Source organism: Achromobacter sp. ACM03, from assembly GCF_014851665.1.
Classification (GTDB): domain Bacteria; phylum Pseudomonadota; class Gammaproteobacteria; order Burkholderiales; family Burkholderiaceae_B; genus Achromobacter; species Achromobacter aegrifaciens.
Map to the genome: position 1 here is coordinate 125,030 of NZ_JACVAD010000010.1, position 22,972 is coordinate 148,001.

General features: G+C 65.4%; 19 protein-coding genes. 7 read left to right on the forward strand and 12 right to left on the reverse strand.

From position 1 onward, the window contains the following. Positions 1 to 20 precede the first annotated feature (20 nt). From IB257_RS29210 to IB257_RS29220, 3 genes are all read right to left on the reverse strand, one after another. Complete coding sequence (locus tag IB257_RS29210; RefSeq protein ID WP_192353469.1) at positions 21 to 1,220, reverse strand: MFS transporter; 1,200 nt, start codon at positions 1,218 to 1,220, stop codon at positions 21 to 23. A gap of 97 nt (positions 1,221 to 1,317) precedes the next feature. Further along, on the reverse strand, positions 1,318 to 1,824 hold the full coding sequence (locus IB257_RS29215; RefSeq protein ID WP_054458355.1) for a hypothetical protein: 507 nt from the start codon (positions 1,822 to 1,824) through the stop codon (positions 1,318 to 1,320). Between the two features lie 189 nt (positions 1,825 to 2,013). Then, positions 2,014 to 2,913, reverse strand: coding sequence for a LysR family transcriptional regulator (locus tag IB257_RS29220; protein WP_054458353.1), 900 nt, complete (start codon positions 2,911 to 2,913; stop codon positions 2,014 to 2,016). An 85-nt stretch (positions 2,914 to 2,998) separates the two neighbouring features. Between IB257_RS29220 and IB257_RS29225 the strand changes: the two genes are divergently transcribed. Beyond that, on the forward strand, positions 2,999 to 3,844 hold the full coding sequence (locus tag IB257_RS29225; RefSeq protein ID WP_054458351.1) for an alpha/beta hydrolase: 846 nt from the start codon (positions 2,999 to 3,001) through the stop codon (positions 3,842 to 3,844). Between the two features lie 65 nt (positions 3,845 to 3,909). Next, on the forward strand, positions 3,910 to 4,875 hold the full coding sequence (locus IB257_RS29230; protein WP_054458547.1) for a tripartite tricarboxylate transporter substrate binding protein: 966 nt from the start codon (positions 3,910 to 3,912) through the stop codon (positions 4,873 to 4,875). Between the two features lie 44 nt (positions 4,876 to 4,919). Here the strand turns inward: IB257_RS29230 and IB257_RS29235 are convergent, their stop codons facing one another. Next, positions 4,920 to 5,369 (reverse strand): Lrp/AsnC family transcriptional regulator, encoded by a 450-nt coding sequence (locus tag IB257_RS29235; protein WP_008159001.1) that lies wholly within the window; start codon positions 5,367 to 5,369, stop codon positions 4,920 to 4,922. Positions 5,370 to 5,498: 129 nt separating this feature from the next. On the opposite strand from IB257_RS29235, the gene IB257_RS29240 reads away from it, so the two are divergent. The 5 genes from IB257_RS29240 (at position 5,499) to IB257_RS29260 (ending at position 15,296) form a co-directional block, all read left to right on the forward strand. Beyond that, a complete protein-coding gene (locus IB257_RS29240; protein WP_119450712.1) occupies positions 5,499 to 9,005 on the forward strand; it encodes an indolepyruvate ferredoxin oxidoreductase family protein in 3,507 nt (1,168 codons plus the stop codon). A gap of 302 nt (positions 9,006 to 9,307) precedes the next feature. Then, a complete protein-coding gene (locus IB257_RS29245; RefSeq protein ID WP_054458348.1) occupies positions 9,308 to 12,241 on the forward strand; it encodes a ribonucleoside-diphosphate reductase subunit alpha in 2,934 nt (977 codons plus the stop codon). Positions 12,242 to 12,261: 20 nt separating this feature from the next. Beyond that, positions 12,262 to 13,461, forward strand: coding sequence for a ribonucleotide-diphosphate reductase subunit beta (locus tag IB257_RS29250; protein WP_054458346.1), 1,200 nt, complete (start codon positions 12,262 to 12,264; stop codon positions 13,459 to 13,461). A 424-nt stretch (positions 13,462 to 13,885) separates the two neighbouring features. Then, positions 13,886 to 14,554, forward strand: coding sequence for a histone H1-like DNA-binding protein (locus IB257_RS29255; protein WP_054458344.1), 669 nt, complete (start codon positions 13,886 to 13,888; stop codon positions 14,552 to 14,554). Between the two features lie 181 nt (positions 14,555 to 14,735). Next, positions 14,736 to 15,296, forward strand: coding sequence for a YggT family protein (locus tag IB257_RS29260; RefSeq protein ID WP_054458342.1), 561 nt, complete (start codon positions 14,736 to 14,738; stop codon positions 15,294 to 15,296). A gap of 27 nt (positions 15,297 to 15,323) precedes the next feature. On the opposite strand, the gene IB257_RS29265 is transcribed toward IB257_RS29260, so the two are convergent. From IB257_RS29265 to IB257_RS29300, 8 genes are all read right to left on the reverse strand, one after another. Then, positions 15,324 to 16,766, reverse strand: a complete 1,443-nt coding sequence (locus IB257_RS29265; RefSeq protein WP_175161244.1) for a D-alanine--poly(phosphoribitol) ligase — start codon at positions 16,764 to 16,766, stop codon at positions 15,324 to 15,326. A 16-nt stretch (positions 16,767 to 16,782) separates the two neighbouring features. Then, positions 16,783 to 17,910: an MBOAT family O-acyltransferase gene (locus IB257_RS29270; RefSeq protein WP_054458338.1), complete on the reverse strand. Its 1,128-nt coding sequence runs from the start codon at positions 17,908 to 17,910 to the stop codon at positions 16,783 to 16,785. Positions 17,911 to 17,917: 7 nt separating this feature from the next. Continuing rightward, positions 17,918 to 18,127: a hypothetical protein gene (locus IB257_RS29275; RefSeq protein ID WP_054458336.1), complete on the reverse strand. Its 210-nt coding sequence runs from the start codon at positions 18,125 to 18,127 to the stop codon at positions 17,918 to 17,920. Continuing rightward, positions 18,124 to 19,311: a D-alanyl-lipoteichoic acid biosynthesis protein DltD gene (locus IB257_RS29280; protein ID WP_054458333.1), complete on the reverse strand. Its 1,188-nt coding sequence runs from the start codon at positions 19,309 to 19,311 to the stop codon at positions 18,124 to 18,126. Before IB257_RS29280 ends, IB257_RS29275 begins: the two co-directional genes overlap by 4 nt. Beyond that, a complete protein-coding gene (locus tag IB257_RS29285; protein WP_006226661.1) occupies positions 19,289 to 19,528 on the reverse strand; it encodes an acyl carrier protein in 240 nt (79 codons plus the stop codon). The genes IB257_RS29280 and IB257_RS29285 overlap by 23 nt, the downstream gene beginning before the upstream one ends. A 415-nt stretch (positions 19,529 to 19,943) precedes the next feature. Continuing rightward, positions 19,944 to 20,447, reverse strand: coding sequence for a glycine zipper 2TM domain-containing protein (locus tag IB257_RS29290; RefSeq protein ID WP_013391382.1), 504 nt, complete (start codon positions 20,445 to 20,447; stop codon positions 19,944 to 19,946). A 195-nt stretch (positions 20,448 to 20,642) separates the two neighbouring features. Next, the gene (locus tag IB257_RS29295; protein WP_054458332.1) at positions 20,643 to 21,584 is read right to left on the reverse strand and encodes a carbohydrate kinase family protein; all 942 of its coding nucleotides are present in this window, start codon (positions 21,582 to 21,584) and stop codon (positions 20,643 to 20,645) included. Between the two features lie 12 nt (positions 21,585 to 21,596). Continuing rightward, positions 21,597 to 22,958, reverse strand: coding sequence for a DUF3426 domain-containing protein (locus IB257_RS29300; protein WP_192493199.1), 1,362 nt, complete (start codon positions 22,956 to 22,958; stop codon positions 21,597 to 21,599). Positions 22,959 to 22,972: the final 14 nt, after the last annotated feature.

The following is a 22,972-nucleotide window of genomic DNA, read 5'->3' on the forward strand; positions in this document are numbered from 1 at the left end:
GCGGTGTTTCAGCCGTTCCTTCAGGCTTGCTGGATGGCCGCGCGCGCCTTCAATGCGCGCGCGAAGAACGCGCCCAGCAAGGGCAACAGCGCCGCCGAGCCGCCAAACAACGCGGCAGGCCCGATCTCATCGACCACCGCGCCCGCCAAGGCCACGCCCGCCGCCTGGCCCATGAACAGGCAGGACGCGAACCACGCGACGGCCGTGCCGCGCGCCGACGGCACCATCTGCGTCGCATTCGTCTGCAACGTGGCATGCAGCAGGTAGTAGCCGAAACCCGCCAGCACGCTGGCCAGCAAGCTCCACATCCAAACCGGACCTAGCAAATACGACAGGAACGCCACGCCCAGCACCAGTCCGCCGGCGATCGCCAGCCCGCGTTCCCCCAGGCGTTTCAGGATGCGGCCGGCAACCACCGTATAAAGCAAGCCGCCGACGGCATACACGGCCACCAGCGCGCCCGCGGCGGTCAGAGAGATACCGAAGCGTTCATGCAGGTAGGAAGGCGCAAAGGCCAGGGCGCCGAACACCAGCAGGCCTTCGACGAATACCGTCGCCAGCACGATGCGCGCCCAGGGCGTACTCAACACCAGCCGCGCCTGCGCCACGAAGCCCTGGCGCGCCGCGCCGGGATCCACCTGGCCCAGGCCCGAGACCTGCTGGCGCCGCACTTCCAGCAACAGCAGCACGCCCACTATCAGGTAGCCGCAGACCAGCGCGGCGAACGCCCAGCGCCAGCCCACGGTGTCGGCAAACAGGCCGCCAGCCAGTTGGCCGGCCGACATGCCGAGGATGGTGCCGGTCAGGAAACGCGCCAGGGTGGCCTGGCGGCGTTCGTAGGGCACGTTGTCACCGATCCAGGCCATCGACAACGGCACGATGCCCGCCCCTGCGGCGCCCGAAAGGACGCGGCAGAACACCAGCACGTCCAGCGACCCGGCAACCACGGCGCCGGCGCTGCCCAGCGCGCAGGCAAAGGTCGCGATGCTGACGACGCGGTACTTGCCGTAGCGGTCGCCCAGGGGGCCGAAGAACATCTGCAACACGCCGTAGGCCACGGCGAACGCGGTCACGGCGCGCGCGGCCTGGCCTGTAGTGGTGCCGAATTCCGCCGCCAGCTGCGGCAACATGGGATCACAAATGCGGAAGGCGCTGGCGCTGACGAAAGCGGCCAGGGCAAGCAGCGCGATGGCGCGCGCTTCGGAGGACAAGGCAGGCATGGATGACCGGCTGCGGGCGATGGGTGAAGACCGCACCTTACCGCAGCCCGGCCATCTTGGCTTTGCCGCGGGGCGGAATGTCCGTCCCGCGCAACGCTCAATAAGGCAGGCGGTAGCCCGTGGGCATGCGGCGCGCGGTCATGACCTGGCCGCCGTTTTTCAGCTCGCGCATCGTCAGGCGGGTCTTCTCGACCTTTTCGACGCGGTAGCGGTTCAGGTAGATCGGATCGTTGGCGTCCACCAGTTCGCCAGCGGACTTGGTGGTCTGCATCGTGTAGATGCCGTCCGCCACGCTCCAGCAGCCGGTCTCGCGCAACGCGGGACGCGTCTTGCGGCCGATCTTCAGCAGGGATTCATAGGCCATGGTGCCATCGGCGGACAGCACGATCAGCGATTGCAGATCGCCGCTGACATCGCGCGGGCGGCTGTTCGACAGCCAGGTGCCTATCATGGGATCGCCGGCCTTGGCGGGCACGCAGGCCACCGGCTTGGGCGGTTCCGCGGGCTGGGCCTCGGTGATGGTGGCGGGCTTTCTGGCGGCGCAGCCGGCCAGGATCAGAACGGCGCAGGCGACGCCCGCCGTACGCAAATACACACTGCTCATGACTTCCTCAACACGTCTGTCGACGCGCCGCACCGAGCACCCCGGCGCGTCCCTCGCGCAGCAAACATCACGCACTCTAAAGAGCCGTTTGCGAAGAATCAACGGCGATCCGCGACCAGTGCAATTGCGCAACAGTAGGCCCCGGAATTGGCCTGTTTTATGGCCGCAAATCGCAAAAATGCGTTGGTTTCAAGCGACAGTGCGGCCGCGTTTCGCGGCCTTCGCGCGCAGCATTTCCTCCATGCGCGCGGCAGCCGGAGACAGGCTGCGGCCGGCCAGCCGGGTGATGCCCAGTTCACGCTCGATGCGCGGGGCGGATAGCGGCACGAAGGCGAGTCCGCGCGAGTCCGGCGGCACGCCCAGCCGCGCCAGCACCGTGACGCCGACGCCGCGTTCCAGCATGGCCAGAAGCGACATCATGTTGGACACGAAGACCTGCCGGTCCAGCATGAAGGCCGCCTGTGGATAGCCGGCAAGCTGGCGATGGGCGATGGTGCCGACCAGAGGCAGGTCCTCGATCTCGCGCCAGGTCACCGATTTGCGCCTGGCCAGCGGATGGCCGCGATGGCAGACCAGGCCGAAGGCGTCACGCAGCAAAGGCTCGAACGACAGTCGCCGGTCCTGCGACACCGGACTGCACACGCCCAGCTCCGCCTCCCCTGCCAGCACCATGCGCTCCACGCCTTCCGAGTTGTCGTCGAACAGGCGCAACGCCACCGCCGGATAGCGTTCGCGGTACGTCGCCACCAGTTCCGGCAACCAGTGCGTGGCCACGGTGGCAACGGACGCCATGGTCAAGGTGCCGGCCTCGTTGCTTGCCAGCCCCGACAGCGCGCCCGCCACGCGGTCGTGGTGCTGCACCAGTTCACGCGCCAGCGGCAGGCAATCCTGCCCGAATCGCGTAAGCGTGCCACGGTTGCCCGGCTCGAACAGCGGCTGCCCCAGGCGCTGCTCCATCTCGCGGATGGACAGCGACAACGCCGGCTGTGAGCGGAAGGCCCGCGCCGCGGCCGCGCGGAAGCTGCGCAGCTCGGCCACCAGCAGGAAGTGGCGGTAGTGCGTGATGGAAATCTCGGGCAAGGGGCGCATGGCTGGCCTCGATTAGTGAAACTTATCCAATCATATGAAAAATAAAGTTTTCTGATAGTTCGGCCGCACCTAAGATGGCCGCACCATGAATGCCGACTCGCTGCTCCCGCCTCTTTCCACCCGCGCCGACCCGCTGGATTTCAACCGCGTCGACCAATTGCCCGCGCATCCCGCCGGCCAGGGCCGCCTGATAGTCGGCGCCGATCCTCGGGACGACAGGCCAGGCCTGCTGTTCGTGCCCGGCGCTTACCACGGCGCCTGGTGCTATGCGCACTATCTGGATTTCTTCGCCCGCGCCGGCCTCGCCTGCGCGGCGCTGGATCTGCGCGGCCACGGCGCCCTGCCCCAGGACGCGGCGTTTGCGTCGGTTGGCATCGCCGACCTGGGCCAGGATGTCGTCAGCGCGCTGGACGCGCTGGCTCGTCCCACGGTCGTCATCGGCCACAGCATGGGCGCGCTGCCCGCGCTGCTGGGCGCCAGCCAGCGGACGGTGGCGGGCGTGGTCTTGCTGGCGCCGTCGCCGCCCGGCGACCTGCCCGGCGCGCAAGCGCTGCCCCCTGTCCCCGAAGGCCTGCCGCGCAGCGCGCCGAACGACGCCGAAATCCGCGCGCGCTTTCTGGCGACCTCGCCAGACCGCAACGTCGCCTCGGTATCGCGGCGCCTGTGCCCCGAAAGTCCGGAAGTGCTCAACGACCGTTATCTGCTGCGCGTGCCCGTCGACGCCGCCGCCATCCACGCTCCCGGCCTGTGCCTGGAAGCCGGCCTGGACACGCATGACCGCCATCCGCCAGGCCAGGATCTGGCGATCGCGCGCCGCTTCGGTTTTTCACACGCCGTGCTTGCCGGCCAACCGCATTGCATGATGTACGCGGACCAGTGGCAAGTCAGCGCCGCCGCCATCCTGGATTGGCACCGCAGCCAATTCGGCTGATCGCCCCCCCCAATACCAACGACAACAACGACAACGACGCGCAATCGCGCCATCAGGAGACAAGCATGTCCATTCCCCGTTCCCTCCGTCCGGCCCTGATCGGCGCCGGCCTGCTGCTGGCCGCGGCCTCGCACGCCGCCGGCTGGCCCGAGAAACCCGTGACCCTCATCGTGCCGTCCGCCGCCGGCGGCGCGGCCGACCTCACCGCGCGCACCCTGGCGCAATACCTGGGCGAAAAGACCGGCCAGACCGTGGTGGTCGAGGACCGTCCCGGCGCCGGCGGCATCGTCGGCACCAACGCCGCAAAGAACGCCGCGGCGGACGGCTATACCTTCCTGCTGTCCACCAACTCCACCCACTCGGCCAACCAGTTCCTCTACAAGAGCCTGCCCTACGACGCGCAGAAGGACTTCCGCCAGGTCGGCATGCTGGGCACCTTCGGCACGGTCGGCGTGGTGTCGCCCGACAGCCCGTACCGCACGGTGCCCGACCTGGTCGCCTATGCCAAGCAGCATCCCGGACAGGTCTTCTTCGGCTACTACAGCTCGTCCTCGCAAGTGCCGTCCGAACTGTTGAAGCAGCGCGCCGGCATCGAGATCACCGGCGCTGCCTACAAGAACATCACGCAGATCATCACCGACCTGCGCGGCAAGCAGATCAACTTCGCCTTCGTCGACTACCTGACCGCAATGGGCCAGATCGACGGCAAGGGGCTCATCCCCATTGCCGTCACCGGCGCCCAGCCGCATGCGGCCTGGCCCAGCGTGCCGACCATGGCCACCTACTATCCGGATTTCGTCGTTGCCGGCTGGCTCGGCCTGTCGGCCCCGGCAGGCACGCCGCAGGACATCGTGGAAAAGATGAACGCCCACATGCAGGCGGCGGTGAAGGACGAAGCGACTGCGAAGAAGCTGCGCGCCCTGGGCCTGACGCCGGAATCGATGGACGTGGCGCGCTTCGATGCCTTTGTGAAGGAAGACACCGCGCGCTGGAAGGAATGGATCCGGATCTCGGGCATCCAACCCCAATAAATTCGCGGCCCTCCCTATATCTATATAGAGAGGGCCCGTTTTATCTACAGCGGCAGGCGCTGCTCGTGCTTGATTTCGCGCAGCGCGACGATGGTGCGCGTCTGCCGTATGCCCGGCATGTTGAACAGGAACCGGTGCAGGAAACGGTCATAGGCCTCCGGGCTTTCGACCAGGATCTTCAGCAGGAAGTCCGAATCCCCCGTCACCGCGTAGCACTCCAGGATTTCGGGCGCGTCGCGCACCGAGCGCTCGAAGTTTTCGACCGTATTGGCGGAGTGCCGTTCCAGGCTGATCTGCGCGAACATGCAGCCCAGCCCCACCTTGCTGCGGTCCACCTGGGCGCTATAGCCCTGGATCACCCCGCTGGCCTCCATCGCCTTCACCCGCCGCCATACCGGCGCGGCCGACAGCCCCACCTTCTCTGAAAGCTGCTGCGCCGAGGCCCGGCCGTCCTCCTGCAAGGCCTTGAGGATGCCGATATCGGTCTTGTCCATCGCTTAGTCTCCTGGTTTTTATCGAACACGAAACGTTCATTGCGAATTATAGGGATAGCACGATCCAAAAACGCAATAAACCTGATGGCTCGCGAACCTATCATGGTGCCGAAACCAGGAGTATTCACCATGGACGGTACCCCCGCCGCCGAACCCCAGCTGGACCTCGAGTACCAGCTCGCCGACAACCTCACCCGCAGCTCCGGCCGCATCTTCATGACCGGCACCCAGGCGCTGGTGCGCATCATGCTCACCCAAGCCCGGATGGACCGCGAACGCGGCCTGAACACGGCCGGCTTCGTCTCGGGCTACCGCGGCTCGCCGCTGGGCGGCGTGGACATGGCCATGTGGAAGGCGCAAAAGGCGCTGGACGCCAACCAGATCACCTTCCTGCCCGCCATCAACGAAGACATGGCGGCCACCGCGGTCATGGGCACCCAGCAGGCCGGCGTGCGCGCCGACCGCAACGTCGATGGCGTCTATGCCATGTGGTACGGCAAGGGCCCCGGCGTGGATCGCGCCGGCGACGCGCTGCATCATGGCAACGCCGCGGGCGCATCGCGCAACGGCGGCGTGCTGGTGGTGGTGGGCGACGACCACACCGCCGTCTCGTCCTCCATCCCGCACTCCAGCGAGGCCTCGCTGATCGGCTGGCAGATGCCCATCGTGCATCCCGCCTCCATCGACGAATACGAAACCTTCGCGCTGTGGGGCTGGGCCCTGTCACGCTACTCGGGCACCTGGGTCGCCTTCAAGGCCGTGTCCGAAACCATCGAATGCGGGCATTCCTTCGTTCCCGCCCCTGCCCAGCGCTACGACATGCCGGCGGATCCGGACATGCCGCCCGAATCGCTGGAATATTCCGCGCGCGACTTCCTGTCGCTGGCGATCGAAACGCGCATGAACCTGCGCATGAAGGCCGTGGCCGCATTCGCGCGCCGCCACAGCATCGACCGCCTGACCTGTCCGGCGCCCAAGGCCACTGTCGGCATCGTCACGGTGGGCAAGGCGCACCTGGACACCATGGAAGCGCTGTCGCGCCTGGGCGTGGACACCGTCACCGCCAACGCGCCGGTGCGCATCTACAAGCCCGGCCTGACCTGGCCGCTGGATAGCGAACGTCTGCTGGAATTCGCGCGCGGCCTCTCGCACATCCTGGTGATCGAGGAAAAGGGCGCCGTGGTCGAAAGCCAGATCAAGGACCTGCTGTTCAACCTGCCGGACCGCCCCACCGTCATCGGCAAGAAAGGCTTCGACGGCGAAGCGCTGGTGCCCTCGGCCGGCCAGCTGCGCCCTTCCCTGCTGGCGCAGCCGCTGGCCAGCTGGCTCAGCCGCGCCGCCGGCCTGCCGCTGGCGGCGGACCTGTCCGCATTCGCGTGCCAGGCGCCGTTGTCCAACGATGCCGACGGCATGCGCCGCCGCCCCTATTTCTGTTCGGGCTGCCCGCACAGCACCTCGACCAAGGTGCCCGAAGGCAGCCAGGCCCTGTCGGGCGTGGGCTGCCACTACATGGCCGCCTGGATGGACCGCGACACCGGCGGCCTGACGCAGATGGGCGGCGAAGGCGTGGACTGGATCGGCCTGTCGCGCTACACCAAGATGCCGCACATCTTCCAGAACATGGGAGAAGGCACCTATTACCACTCCGGCTATCTCGCCATCCGCCAGGCCGTGGCCGCCAAGGCCAACATCACCTACAAGATCCTGTTCAACGACGCCACGGCCATGACGGGCGGCCAACCCATCGACGGCCCGATCTCGGTGCCCAGCATCTGCCAGCAACTGCGCGGCGAGAACGTGGCCCGCATCGTCGTCACCACCGACGAACCCGAAAAGTACCAAGGCGTGGACCTGGGCGCCGGCATCAAGGTGCACCACCGCCGCGAACTGGACGCGCTGCAGCGCGAGCTGCGCGAGATCCCCGGCGTGACCGTGCTGATCCATGACCAGACCTGCGCCGCTGAAAAGCGCCGCCGCCGCAAGAAGAACCAATTTCCCGACCCGGCGCGCCGCATGCTGATCAACAGCGCCGTCTGCGAAGGCTGCGGCGACTGCGGCGTGCAATCGAACTGCCTGTCGGTGGTGCCGCTGGAAACGCCCTATGGCCGCAAGCGCGCCATCGACCAGTCCAGCTGCAACAAGGACTATTCCTGCGCCGAAGGCTTCTGCCCCAGCTTCGTCTCCGTGATGGGCGGCAAGCCCAAGAAGAGCGCGGCGCCCAAGGCCGACCAGGAACGCCTGCAGAAATTGATCGCGCAATTGCCCCTGCCGGCCATGCCCGCGCTGGACCATCCCTATCGCCTGCTGGTCGCCGGCATGGGCGGCACCGGCGTCATCACCATCGGCGCCATCGTGTCGATGGCGGCGCATCTGGAAGGCCTGTCCGCCGCGGTGCTGGACCTGACCGGCCTGGCGCAGAAAGGCGGCACGGTCGTCAGCCACATCCGCCTGGCGCCTGCCGGCGCGCCTGCCGGCCCGGTACGCCTGGACTGGCAGCAGGCCGACGCCGCGATCCTGTGCGACCCGGTCGCCTCCGTGGCGCCGGACTCGCTGGGCGCGCTGCGCCGCGGCCACACCCAGGTCACGGTCAACAGCTACGTGGCCCCGGTCTCCGACTTCACCCGCAACCCGGACGCGGCCATGCGGCCCGAAGCGCTGCTGGCCAAGATCCGCCACGCCGCGGGCGAATCCAACACCGTCGCGATCGACGCGCACGAGGCCGCGCTGGCGCTGTTCGGCGACAGCATCCTGTCCAATATGTTCATGCTGGGCTATGCCTGGCAGCGCGGCGGCGTGCCGCTGTCGCAGGCCGCCATCAACCGCGCCATCGAACTCAACGGCGTGGCCGTGGCCGCCAACCGGGCTGCCTTCGACAGCGGCCGTCTGGCAGCGCACCAGCCCGACGCGCTGGAAGGCGCGTTGCGCCCGCGCGCCCAGGTCGTGCAACTGCACGTGCCCGAATCGTTCGAACGCGCCGTCGCCCGCCGCATCGAAGACCTGACCGCCTATCAAAACGCCGACTACGCCCGCCAGTTCCAGGACGTGGTCGAGGCCGTCGCGGCGCGCGAACGCGAATTGGCGCCCGACGCCAAGACGCCGCGCCTGGCGCTCGCTGTCGCGCGCGGCCTCTTCAAGCTCATGGCCTACAAGGACGAGTACGAAGTCGCGCGGCTCTACACGGGCGCCTCCTTCCAGGCGCAGTTGCAGGGCCAGTTCGAAGGCGACTACAGCCTGCGCTTTCACATGGCCCCGCCCATCTTCGCCCGCAAGGACCCGCGCACCGGCGTGCCGCGCAAGATGACGCTGGGCCCGCGCACCATGACCGCGCTGAAAATGCTGACGCGCCTGAAGGGCCTGCGCGGCACCTGGTTCGATCCCTTCGGCCACACCGCCGAACGCAAGATGGAACGGGCGCTGGTGCGCGAGTACCGCCAGACCATAGACCAGTTGCTCGCAGGGTTGACCCGCGACAAGCTGGCTCAAGCGGCTACAATCGCCGGCCTTGCAGAAACCATCCGCGGCTTCGGTCACGTGAAGGCTGCAAACGTCGAGAAGTATCGGACGGAGTTGGGCCGCTTGATGCAAACCTATACGGCGCCTGCCCCGCGCGATATGCCCCTGCGGAAGACCGCATAAACATTCGCTCCGAGCGGCACCTTCCTGGGCGCGCCTTGCTGGGCGCGCCTAGTGCATTTGGTAACAACCTTTTGTGAACTTCGTCTTATTTTTTTCTTGTCCCTGTCGTACTCGATCACTAGAATTAGTGTCCAACGAGGGGTGCTACACTATATGTTGTGGTCGCTTAAGAGCTGATTCCCGTCGGCCACGCCTTTTGGACTAAGCCGTCCTAGCGTTACGACCCCCTCAAAAGATCCGATTTTGTACCTGACATGACGCCGTCATGTCGCTATCTACGCGCTTTTCGCACAGGAGCTTCCATGCAGACTACGATCGCCTCTGTGACCCGGCCCTCGGCCGTGCCGCCCTCCCAAACCGATTCCCCTGCCGACCCCAATGGCGGGCAATGGGCCAGCTACAACATCATTCGCCGCAATGGCTCGGTGGTCGGGTTCGAACCCAACAAGATCGCCATCGCCATGACCAAGGCCTTCCTGGCCGTCAACGGCGGCCAGGGCGCGGCCTCCGCGCGCGTGCGTGAGCTGGTCGAGAACCTGACCGGCCAGGCCGTCAACGCGCTGGTGCGCAACCGCCCCAACGGCGGCACCTTCCATATTGAAGACATCCAGGACCAGGTCGAACTGGCCCTGATGCGCTCGGGCGAACACGACGTCGCCCGCGCCTACGTGCTGTACCGCGAAAAGCGCACGCAGGAACGCGCGGCCGCCGCTGCCGCCGCCGCCGACAACCAGGAAAAGGCCGCCGCCCCGCAGGAACACGTGTTGAACGTGACCGACGCCGGCGTGCGCCGCCCGCTGGATCTGGCTGAGCTGCGCGCCACCATCGAAGCCGCCGGCGAAGGCCTGGCCGAATTCATCGACACGGAAGCGATCCTGAAGGAAACGGTCAAGAACCTTTACGACGGCATCCCCGTCGACGAAGTGTTCAAGTCCGCCATCCTGTCCGCGCGCGCGCTGGTCGAAAAGGACCCGGCCTACAGCCAGGTCACCGCCCGTCTGCTGCTGCACACGATCCGCAAGGAAGTGCTGGGCGAAGAAGTCTCGCAGGACGGCATGGCCGCCCGCTACGCCGAATACTTCCCCACCTTCATCGCCCGCGGCATCGAAGGCGGCCTGCTGTCGCCCGATCTGGCCAGCTATGACCTGACCAAGCTGGGCCACGCCCTGAACGCCAAGCGCGACCTGCAATTCGGCTACCTCGGCCTGCAGACCCTGTACGACCGCTACTTCCTGCACATCCGCGGCACGCGCATCGAACTGCCGCAGGTGTTCTTCATGCGCGTGGCCATGGGCCTGGCGCTGCGCGAGACCGACCGCGAAGCCCGCGCCATCGAGTTCTACGAGATCCTGTCCTCGTTCGACTTCATGAGCTCGACGCCGACGCTGTTCAACTCGGGCACGCTGCACTCGCAGCTGTCGTCGTGCTACCTGACCACCGTCTCCGACGACCTGGAAGGCATCTACGACGCCATCAAGGAAAACGCGCTGCTGGCCAAGTACGCCGGCGGCCTGGGCAACGACTGGACCCCGGTGCGCGCGCTGCGCAGCCACATCAAGGGCACCAACGGCGAAAGCCAGGGCGTCGTGCCGTTCCTGAAGGTCGTCAACGACACCGCCGTCGCGGTCAACCAGGGCGGCAAGCGCAAGGGCGCTGTCTGCACGTACCTGGAATCGTGGCACCTGGACATCGAAGAATTCCTGGAACTGCGCAAGAACACCGGCGACGAGCGCCGCCGCACGCACGACATGAACACGGCGAACTGGATTCCCGACCTGTTCATGAAGCGCGTCATGGAAGGCGGCGAGTGGACGCTGTTCTCGCCGTCCGACTGCCCCGACCTGCACGACAAGTACGGCCGCGCCTTTGAAGAAGCCTACGTGGGCTACGAAGCGCGCGTCGCCAGCGGCGAGCTCAAGCTCTTCAAGAAGATGCCGGCGCTGAACCTGTGGCGCAAGATGCTGTCGATGCTGTTCGAAACCGGCCACCCCTGGATCACGTTCAAGGATCCTTGCAACATCCGTTCGCCGCAGCAGCACGTCGGCGTCGTGCACAGCTCGAACCTGTGCACCGAGATCACGCTGAACACCAACGAATCCGAAATCGCGGTGTGCAACCTGGGTTCTGTGAACCTGGTCGCGCACATGAAGCCGGCTGCCGGCGGCGGTTTCGAACTCGACCACGACAAGATCAAGCGCACGGTCAGCATCGCCATGCGCATGCTCGACAACGTGATCGACATCAACTACTACGCCGTCGACAAGGCCCGCAATTCCAACGCGCGTCATCGTCCGGTGGGCATGGGCATCATGGGCTTCCAGGACTGCCTGCAGATGATGCGCGTGCCTTACGCATCGCAGTCGGCCGTCGAATTCGCCGACCGTTCGATGGAAGCCGTGTGCTATCACGCGTACTGGGCCTCGAGCCTGCTCGCTGAAGAGCGCGGCCGTTATCAATCGTATGAAGGCTCGCTGTGGTCGCGTGGCATCTTGCCGCAAGACACGTTGAAGATGCTGCGCGATGAACGCGGTGGTCACGTTGAAGTTGATGAGTCGAGCACGCTCGATTGGGATACGTTGCGCGCGCGCATCAAACAACATGGCATGCGCAACTCCAATTGCATCGCAATCGCCCCAACCGCGACTATTTCCAATATCATTGGTGTATCTGCGTGCATCGAACCCACTTTCCAGAACTTGTACGTCAAATCGAATCTCTCCGGCGAGTTCACGGTCGTTAACGATTACCTCGTGCGTGACCTGAAGAAACTCGGTCTCTGGGACGAAGTCATGGTCGCCGACCTCAAGTACTTCGACGGCAGCCTGTCCCGCATCGATCGCGTACCTTCCGAACTCCGCGACCTCTACGCCACCGCGTTCGAAGTCGAACCGAGCTGGCTGGTTGAATGCGCGTCGCGCCGCCAGAAGTGGATCGATCAAGCACAGTCGCTGAACATCTACATGTCGGGCGCGTCGGGCAAGAAGCTGGACGACACCTACAAGCTGGCCTGGAAGCGCGGCCTGAAGACGACCTACTACCTGCGTACGCTTGGCGCCACCAGCGCCGAGAAGTCCACGGGACGCGGCGGCGAATTGAACGCCGTCTCGGCGGGCGCACCGTCCGCTGGTCCTGCTGTCGCTGCTGCACCTGTTTTGCCGGAACCCGAAGTTCTCGGGGCGGTTTGCACCATGCGGCCGGGCGACCCCGGCTTCGAAGAGTGCGAAGCCTGCCAATAACCGCCTCCGGAGAATGAATCATGATTAATTGGGAAGACGACACCATCGCCACGCAACCTGCACAATCGCCCGCACCCGCGGCGGGCGGGCAGGCTGCGCCCGCAGTCCGGGCGGCGACCGGTGTTTTCGGCGACACCGCCATGCCGACGCCTGCCGCGCCTGAACACGCGGCTGGCCTGGCCGCCAGCGGCTCCGCCACCTCGCAACGCGTGAAGGTTGCCGACAAGCGCATCATCAACGGCCAGACCGACGTCAATCAGCTCGTGCCCTTCAAGTACAAGTGGGCATGGGAGAAGTACCTGGCGACTTGCGCCAACCACTGGATGCCGCAAGAGATCAACATGTCGCGCGACATCGCCCTCTGGAAGAACCCGAACGGGCTCACCGAGGACGAGCGCCGCATCGTCAAGCGCAACCTGGGTTTCTTCGTCACCGCCGACTCGCTGGCCGCGAACAACATCGTGCTGGGCACCTACCGCCACATCACGGCGCCCGAGTGCCGCCAGTTCCTGCTGCGCCAGGCGTTTGAAGAAGCGATCCACACGCACGCCTATCAATACATCGTCGAAAGCCTGGACCTGGACGAAGCGGAGATCTTCAACGCTTACAACGAAGTGCCGTCCATCCGCGCCAAGGACGAGTTCCTGATCCCGTTCATCGACGCGATCGCGGACCCCAACTTCAAGACGGGCACCCCCGAAGCCGACCAGACGCTGCTGAAGTCGCTGATCGTCTTCGCTTGCCTGATGGAAGGCCTGTTCTTCTACGTTGGCTTCACGCAGATCCTGGCGCTGGGCCGCCAGAACAAGATGACCGGCGCCGCCGAGCAGTACATGTACATCCTGCGCGATGAATCCATGCACTGCAATTTCGGCATCGACCTGATCAACACCGTCAAACTGGAAAATCCGCATCTGTGGACGCCGGAATTCCGCGAAGAAATTCGAGAACTCTTCCGCAAAGCGGTCGAACTCGAATACGCTTACGCCGAAGACACGATGCCGCGCGGCGTGTTGGGCTTGAACGCACCTATGTTCAAATCCTACCTGCGCTTCATCGCCAACCGTCGTTGCCAGCAAATCGGTATCGAACCGCTGTACCCGCAGGAAGAAAATCCCTTCCCGTGGATGGCGGAAATGATCGATCTTAAAAAGGAACGCAACTTTTTTGAAACTCGCGTGATCGAATACCAAACCGGTGGCACGCTGAGCTGGGAGTAAAAGCAGTACGTCATCAGGCCCGGCGCGGGCACGCTCCAGATGCAAGGAGCGTCGCGTTCGCGACAGGCTTGATGATGTTCTCCCTGGTCAGGGTGTTTTGCCGCCGGGCCGCCCCAAGGCAAAACGCGCCCCCTCGGGGGGCAGCAAGCCGAAGGCGCGGCGTGGGGGCAATCGAACACACGTAGAACAAGCGGTCGGCGGCCTGTGATCAGGTCGTCTACCGGCGCCATTTGAAATGGCTCGCGCCAAAGGAGCGGGGGCCATATCAAATGGCTGTGCCGAATTCATTAGCGCAAACCGTAGTAGCTGTTGCTCGCACAGAACAGCGGCTTGCGCCGATGAATAGCCCGGGCACGATGCGCCTTGTTGGCGGATCGGGGCACGGGTTTAAGTTCTGGGACCCCTGAACCTAAGGAGCATGACCATGGCAACAGCCAAGAAAGCCGTAAAGAAAGCGGTGAAGAAGCCCGCCGCCAAGAAGGCAGTAGCGAAGAAGGCCGCACCGGCCAAGAAAGCTGCCGTCAAGAAGGTAGCCGTCAAGAAAGTCGCTGCCAAGAAGCCGGCAGTGAAGAAGGTTGCCGCCAAGAAGCCGGCAGTCAAGAAGGTCGCCGCCAAGAAAGCGGTAGCCAAGAAGGCCGTCGCCAAGAAGGCAGTCGCCAAGAAAGCGGTAGCCAAGAAGGTTGTCGCCAAGAAGGCCGTGGCCAAGAAAGCTGTCGCCAAGAAGGCGGTTGCCAAGAAAGCCGTAGCCAAGAAGGTCGTCGCCAAGAAGGCCGTCGCCAAGAAAGCGGTAGCCAAGAAGGCCGTCGCCAAAAAGGCTCCTGCTGCCAAGAAGGCGGTTGCCAAGAAGGCCGTAGCCAAGAAGGCGCCTGCCGCCAAGAAGGCTGTTGCCAAGAAGGCCCCCGCTGCCAAGAAGGCTCCTGCTGCAGCCAAGCCTGCTGCTGCCAAGAAGCCTGCTGCCGCCAAGAAGCCCGCTGCGAAGAAAGCCGCTCCGAAGAAGCCCGCAACGCCGCCGTCCACGGCTGCTGCTCCGGGCGCGAAGACCGCGCTGAACCCCGCCGCGTCGTGGCCGTTCCCGACGGGTGGCCGTCCTTAATCCGGACGGTTCGAAGCACTAGCTTCGCAGAGCCGCCTGGCTTAAGCCGGGCGGCTTTTTCGTGCCCGCGCGGCCCGGCATCGGCCAGCATCCTCCAGAACGGCGAGCGCGCGCGGCCTGCAGGCGATTTTTCGCCTGGGCATGCGACAATTGACTCCTCTTTTTCAGGGTGACCGTGTCCATGCTCGATGAAATCTTGCGTTTCCTTCTCGAAATCGTGTTCACGCTGTTTGGCGCGGCGCTGATTGCGCGCGCCTGGATGCACGCGATACGGCTGCACCCCTTCAACCCGTTGTCGCGCTTCATCTACCAAGTCACCAACTGGCTGGTGATGCCGCTGCGCAAGATCATTCCCGCCGGCAACAAGATCGACTGGACCAGCCTCGTCGCCGTGTGGTTGTCCGCGTTGGTCTATCTGGTGCTGATCTGGCTGGTGGTGATCGGTGCGCTGATTCCGCTGGATTACCTGCCCAGGGTCATGGGCTCGGCGCTGATCATGGCCGTCAAATGGGCGCTGAACCTGGTGGTATGGCTGACGCTGATCCAGGCCGTGCTGTCGTGGGTGAATCCGATGGCGCCCATGATGCCGCTGCTGCAGGCGCTGACCGCGCCCATGCTGGACCCCATCCGCCGCCTGCTGCCGCGCACCGCGATCGACTTTTCGCCGCTGGTGCTGCTGATCGTCGCACAGGTGCTGTTGATGGTGCTGTCCAACATCAGCCAGCGCATGGTGGGTCTGTAAAGCGGCGGGGCCACGCCCCGCCGGCCCTTACGCCGGAATGCCGGCGTAGATCTCGACCAGCTTCTTGCGGTCGATCTTATGATTGTTCGACATCGGTAGCGCCGCGCAGGCCACCAGCTCGGACGGCACCATGTAAGGCGGCAGGCGCTGCGCCAGCCGCTCTTTCCAGCCCGCCAGCGCCTCAGGCGCCAAAATGCGCGGCGCCTGCTCCTCCACCCCCGCCACGAATCCGATCAAGCGCACCGCCGTGCCGTCGGGCCTGCGCAGCACTGCGCAGGCGCCGCCCTCCACGCCCGGCAGGCCATGCAGCGCCTCGTCGATCTCGGCAAGCTCGATGCGATAGCCGTTCAACTTGATCTGGTCGTCCATGCGGCCGCGGCAGAACAGCAGGCCGTCGCTCTCCATCTGGCCCAGGTCGCCCGTGCGGAAGGCGCGGCGGCCGTCGGCGTAGGTGTAGAGCTTGGCTTCGTTCAGGTCCGGGCGATTCAGATAACCGCGCATGACGTGGTCGCCCACGATGCAGATCTCGCCTTCGTCCACGATCAGCACGCTATCCGGCTTGGCATGCCCCACGGGCAGCGGGTCGTGCGCGGCCAGGACGGCGTCCGTGACTTCGATCCAGGTGGTCGCCACGGTGGCTTCCGTGGGGCCGTAGGTATTGAGGATGACGGCGTCCGGGAAACGCTGGCGCAGCTTCTTGGCCAGCGCCGCGGGCAGCGGCTCGCCGCAAAACAGGAAGGTGCGCAACCCAGGCAATGCAGCCGGCGAGAAATCGCGGTTGGCCAGTTGCTGATGCGCGAACGACGGCGTGGACACCCAGACCGTCACACCGTGCTCCGCCAGGCGGGCCATCCAGGCAGCAGGCGCGGCAATCTGTTCGCGTGCATTCAGCACGCAGCAACCGCCCGCGGCCAAGGTGGCGAACACTTCGTACATGGACAGGTCAAAGCTGAATGGCGCCTGGTTCATGAACACGGGCGCTTCGCCCAGACCGAAGCTGCCCAGCATCCAGTCGCCCAGCAGGCCCACGCTTTCGCGGCCGATCTGCACGCCCTTCGGGTCACCCGTGCTGCCGGACGTGAACATGACGTAGGCCAGGCCGCGCTCGGCCAGCATGGCGCCCTCGCCCGACGTGAAGCTGCCGCTGGCGGCATCGAACACGGCGGCGGCGCGCACGATCTCGACGATGCGGCGCAAACGCTCTTGCGGATAGATGGTATCCACCGGCACGAACGGCGCCCCGATCAGCAAGGCGCCGACCATGGCGACGAAGAATGCAGCTTCCTTGTGACCATAGATGGCCACCGGCACGTCCGGCGCCACGCCCTGCCTGCGCGCCTCGTCGGCCCAGGCACCTGCCTCGGCGCGCAATTGCGACCAGCTCAGGCTGCGGTCGGCGGCGACGACCGCAGGCGCGTCGGGCGCATATCCGGTATCTGTGAACTGGAAAGACTTCAGATCGAAACGCATGCCGAAACTCCCGGCGTCAGATGGGACTGCGGCCGCTGAACACGTACAGCGCCAGCGCAGCAAGAATCAGGGTGAGCACGCGCCCGAGAAAGCGCATGACGGGCTGCGCCAGCGCAGCCTGCAAGGCCGGGCGGGTGCGCGCCGCGTTGATCAGCAGGTTGTGGCCCACCGAGTACGCGCCGAACATCAGGCCGCTGACGATGTAGTGCAGCGACAGGCCATTCCAGACGCCCATGGCCAGCAAGGTCGCGAAGATGCCGATGTTCTGCGCCGCCATGCGGTGGCGTCCAAAGAACTTGGTCTTGCTCAGCGCCTTGTAGATGGGCATGAACACCACGTCGCGCAACCACTCCGACAGGCTGATGTGCCAGCGGCGCCAGAAATCCTGCGGGTTCAGTGTGGCCAGCGGATTGCGGAAGTTGATCGGCAACGTGAATCCGAACAGCATGCCGATACCGATCGCCATGGTGGAATAGCCGGCGAAGTCGAAGAACAGATAGGCGCTGTAGAGCGTAGCGTTGAGCGCCACGCCAGTGAACGAATAGTCATGCGCGTCCAGCGTCGCAAGGCCGTAGCGCCAGATCAGTTCGGCCACGCCGAACTTCTGGATTACGCCCAGCATGATGAGCTCCAGGCCGCTGAGCCAGGTGTTCAGGTTCACGCCTTCGTAGCCGCGCTTCAGGTCCGCCTGGAAATTACGCCAGCGGTACATGGGACCGGCCAGCAACGTCAGCGGGAAAAACAGGTAGATGAAGTAGTCCAGCGGCGACACGCGTTCGTTGCGCTGCGCGAACAGCAGCACGTCGATGGCGCGGAACGTGGCGAAGGACAGCCCCAGCATGGCGCCCAGGTGCGACACGCCCGTCTTCACCAGCAGCAGCGGCGTCATGGTGATGATCACGGCCAGCCAGGTGGGGATGTAGTTGCGCCGCACCGCCCACAGCGCGGTGCCGGAAATGGCCAGCAAGGCGATGGGTTGATACGGACGCGCCCAGAACACCGCCATCCACACGCCCAGGCAGATCACGCCGATGATGTGGCGGTAGCCGATACGGAACGGCATGCCGAAGGAACGGTAGGCCAACAGGCCCAGGCCGCCGCACAAGGCGCCGCCGAAAAAGCTCAAGCTTGCGAACAATTCCATGGCGGGCTCAGAACTGTTGGTATTGGAATTCGACCTTGATCGGCCCGCCGCTGCCCGTGGTGGGCTGCGCCTGCAGCACGAACACCAGGATCACGCCGATATACAGGCATAGGTGCCAGAGAAATCGGCGGCCCCAGGCGACGGCCGCCTTGCGGGTTTCCTGCCCTTCAACAGCGCGGCCGGCCTCGGGCGCGGCCGCGGGAAGAATCTTGCTCATCGGGAAAAGTACTCCGCAATGCCTTGATCGGCCATGGCCCAGCCAAGTTCGGCGAGGTGCATGTCGTCGCGCAGCATGCCCGGTTCAAAGGGGATGCTGTAGAGATCCAGGCAGCCCATCTGGTAGCGCTCGCACATACCCGTGATGGCGGCCACCACCGGGTCGAAGCGTTCCACGTCCAGGATGAGCTTGGGATTGAAGGGCTGGATGACGAAGTAGGCGTGGACCTTGCGCTTCTGCAGCAAGGCCATCACGCGCGACAGGTCGCCGAGTTCCGTGCGGGTGATCGGATCGATGTCGGCGAACTCGTTGCGGGCTGGCGAATACAGCGCCGCCAGGTACTGCTTGTAGTAATCGTCGCGCACGTCGTAGGGGTTATGGCCGCCCAGGTCCTGTTCGACCACGCGCGCCTGATGCGTCAGCCGGCCCCACTGGCCCTGGTCCAGGCGTGCGGCCGACGGCCACGACACGTAGCGGTGCGCCGGCACGGATAGCTTGGTGCGCGGACGATCGGGTGCAGGTTCCTTGCGCGCATGCCACCACAGCGCCAGCTTGTCCTTCAGCTCGGCAACCTGGCCATTGGCGATGAGCCACAGCAGGCCCCAGTTGGCGTTGTCGCTGATCCAGTTCTGCATCTGTTCGCGCGTGTTGGGCTGGTCCCAGAGCCGGTCCCAGACCGGTCCCGTGACGTGCTCCGCGAACGCGCTGCGCGGCAACTGCCCGCCCGAGGCAAACCAGGCCGGCGACAGCATGATCACCAACCGTGTATTGGGCGTGAGCGAATCCGCCACCGACTCCAGCACGCTGACGATGCCATAGGACTGGAACATGGCGTGGCCATAGGCCAGCGTCGGCACTTTCAGCTCTTCGGGGAAGAAGCGGTAAGGCACGAAGCGCAAGTCGTGGCTGGACAGTTCGGACGAGCCGAGCACGACCAGCGTGCCATCGCTCAGGGCGTTGCCCAGGCGGTTCAGGTTGACGTGCTGCGTACCCCAGTCCGGCCCCAGGTTGGGCAGGTAGTTGCTCTTGGCGGAGCCCGCGGCCGAGGGCGCCGACATGGGATTCACGACGCGGCTGAGCAGATCGTCCGCGCCGCAATACGTACCCACCGCCAGAGCCACCGCCGTCGCGGCTGCCGCGACGTGAGACAACAGCCGGGTATTACGAAGTATGGGCAGCGACATAGCCGGCAAGCGTGCGGACCGACTGTAGGTGCTCCGCGATCTCGGGAGCCGGAATGCTGCAGCCGTACTCCGACTCGACCGCCAGCGTGATGTCCACGGCGGCGAGCGAATCGACCAGGCCTGTGGCAATCAACTGCGTATCGGGGGTGACTTTCTTCATGACGATCGACTCGACGATCTCGCCGATCTTGGTGTGGAGTTCTTGCTCGGTATGCATAGATAGTGCGGCGTTACAGGCCTGATCGGCCAACAATCCCCCGCCCCGGGATTCAGGACGACGAGATTACAGAGAAACTGCTGAAACCAGGCTGAATATCCAGCCCCCCGGCAATCGACGTTCCGATGCACTCAGTTACATGATTTTCGCAATGCGACGTCGATCGCAGGCGCAATCATGGCACCACGTTCGTCAAATCGCCATGACGCTTTTGGAGGAAATCGCGAGAAAACGCTGGCAAACGTAACGTTCGCGGGTAAGTCCCTGGGCGCCGCGTTGCGGCCGAGCGACAGATTTTTACGCTTATCCAGCTTTTGCCGCCTTGCCCCCCTTTTCGCCCCATGCGCCGGCAATAAAAAAGCCCCCTGACGGGGGCTTTTGCGTGGCCGCGCCGCAAGCGGCGCTGGACTGGTCATTACATCGGCGTAACGCGGGTCGGGCCGGAGCCGCTGATCACCTGCACGCGCTGTCCCACGCTGATGGGCACATCGGCTTCCTGCGCGACCACGCGGGTTTCGCCGTTGTCCAGGCGCACGGTGATTTCGTAGCCGGAATTCTTGCCGGTCTGGTTCTCGATGGCGTTACCCGCCAGCGCGCCCAGGATGACACCGCCCACAGTGGCGATGGTGCGGCCGGTGCCGCCGCCGATGGCGTTACCCGCCACGCCGCCCAGCGCGCCGCCGGCCACCATGCCGACGCCGCTGGACTTGTCGTTCTGGATCACGATAGGACGCACGCCGGTGACCGTGCCAGTACGGACGATCTGCTCGCGCTGCGCCTGGTCATAGCTGTAGACGCCGCTGGACGCGCTGCGGTTGGCGCAGCCGCCCAGGACCGCCATCGAGGTCACGACGGCGGCGATCGCCAACCAGCGCCCCGCGCGCGGCGTCACCAGGGAAAAAGTTTTGCTTTGATTCATTTGGACTCCTCGATCGGCCGTTGCCGACGATGTACTCATCATACCCTGGCCCCGAATTGGGGCCAGCGATGCTGCAACACACTGAAACGCACCGCCAGAAGCTGAAAAACACAGCCGCAAAAGACGCCGGAACACGGCGTCTTCAACCCTCGCCAACGCTTCGACCGCAGCGCAACTGCAGGGTTCCCGAGGGGTTTAGAGCGGCAGATGAATACCGTAGGTCGCGTGCAGCACGGCGTCGATCTCGGCGCGCGATGGCGCATGGTTTTGCGGGCCGCGCGAAGCGATCTTGATGGCGCCCATGACGTTGCCCAGACGGCAGCTGTCTTCCCAGTTCCAGCCGCTGGTCAGGCCGTAAAGCAGGCCGCCGCGCTGCGCGTCGCCGCAGCCGGTCGGGTCGACCACCTGGGCCGCGCGCACCGGCGGAATCTGGATGGTCTTGCCTTCGGTCAGCAACGTGGCGCCTTCCGCGCCGCGCGTCACCACCACGGCCTGCAAGCTGCGGGCGATGTCGTCCATGCTGCGGCCCGTGCGCTGTTCCACCACGCCGGCTTCATAGTCGTTCACCGTCAGCGCCTGCGCCAGCTTGAGCATGCGCTCCAGGTCCGCCCCGTCGAACAGCGGCATGGCCTGGCCCAGGTCGAAAATGAACGGAATGCCGCGCTTATGCAGGCGCTCGGCATGGGCGAACATGCCTTCCTTGGCGTCGGGCGCAACGATGGCCCAGGCCGCGTCGGCGTCGCTCAGATCATTTTCCGCCGCGTGCGACATGGCGCCCGGGTGGAAGGCAGTGATCTGGTTGTCGTCCAGATCGGTGGTGATGAAGCACTGCGCGGTGAACGTTTCCGGAATCACCTTCACGCGGCTGACGTCGATGCCCAGGCCAGCCATGCGCTCCATGTACTCGCCCGCGTCTTCACCCACGGTCGCGACAGGCACTGGCTTGCCGCCCAGGAGGTTCATGTTGTAGGCGATGTTGCCCGAGCAGCCGCCGTATTCCTTGCGCATGCTGGGCACCAGGAACGACACGCTCAGCGACTGGATGCGGTCGGCCAGAATGTGTTCCTTGAAACGTCCTTCAAACACCGCGATGGTGTCGAACGCCATCGAACCGCAAACCAGAACTGGGGTAGCCATGCGAGTCATCCCTTAAGGAAAGAATTTATTGATTTGAAAGCCATTGACCTGGACGCCAGTCACTTCAATCGGCACGGAAATCTTCAATTCGCCCTGAGGCGCGAAAGGACCGCGCAGTTGCTCGGGCGTCAGATAATCTTCGGGCTTGAGCGCGCGGCGCACCACCACCGTGTCCGACAGGTCGTTCAGGTCCAGCATCAGAGCGGGCCAGTGCTGCGGCTTGTCGTGACGGTTGCGCATCACCACCGTCAGCACCAGGCGGCTGCGGCCGTCATCGATCGCTGCCGCGCCGGTCGGCGGCTGCAGCGACGAGGAGGTGATGTGTATGAGTTCCAGGCGACGCGCGTACCCCACGGTGCAGCCCAGCGGCTGGCACGCCATCTCCAGCGCCGGCCGCAGAATGGGCACGGAATTGGCGATATCGGTGCGGTACACGTATGCCAGTTGCAGGCCCAGCGCGATCAGGCCGATCAGGCAGGCGTAGCCCCATAGCTTGCGCAGCAGGCCTTGCCGCTCCTCGCGGTCCTGGTCGAGGAATTCGGGCGGCGCGCGGCCCACGTCGGTGGCGCTGGAATAACGCGTGCGGGTGTCGCCCAGCACGGGCTCGCCAGCGTCTTCGCGATCGGGGCCGTGATCGTCGCGGTAGTGTTCCCGGTAATCGTCGGGGTCGTCGTCGCGATGCTCGTCGGCGTACTCGTTGTCGTACTCGTCGTCGCGCGCTTCGTCACGCACGTCGGCGCGAGCGCGCCCTATGGTGAAGGACGGCTCCGCATGCTGGCCGCGCACGGCCGTGTCGGCATGATGCCCCGCCCTCGAAGCCGCGGGCGCAGTCCAGCGCAGCGGATCCTCGTCATCGCCTACGTCGTCGTCGGCCAGGTCGTCCGATTCATGACGGCTTGCATCTTCCTCGCCTGGGATCGGTTCGGCGCGCCGGCGGATATCGTCGCGGCCGCGCAGCACGGCAGGCGGCACCGCGGGCGGACTGTAGGGCGCCGCCACGGGTGCGCGCGGCGGTTCGGGCTCGTCGTCCCAGGGCGCGATCTGTGAAAAATCCACCGCGGGCGCGGGACGCTCCGGCGGCGGTGCGGCGGGAGGCAGAGGCGCAATGGGGGCAACCGGCACCTGCGGCGCAACGGGCGTCGCCGGCGTCGCCAGGACTGGTGCGGCCTGGCTGGCGGCGGGCGTCACCGGCATCGGCGGTGCGGCCGGCGGCACGGATTGCGGCGCCGCGCCCGCGGCCGGCAGCAGGCAGGCGCGCCCGTCAAACACGGTCGAGCAGGCGCCGCAGCGCACCAGGCCATTACGGACCCGCAGCTGGTCAGGCACCACCTTGAAGGTGGTGCCGCACTGCGGGCAACGGGTGGTCAGGGCCATGGCGCGATCCAGCG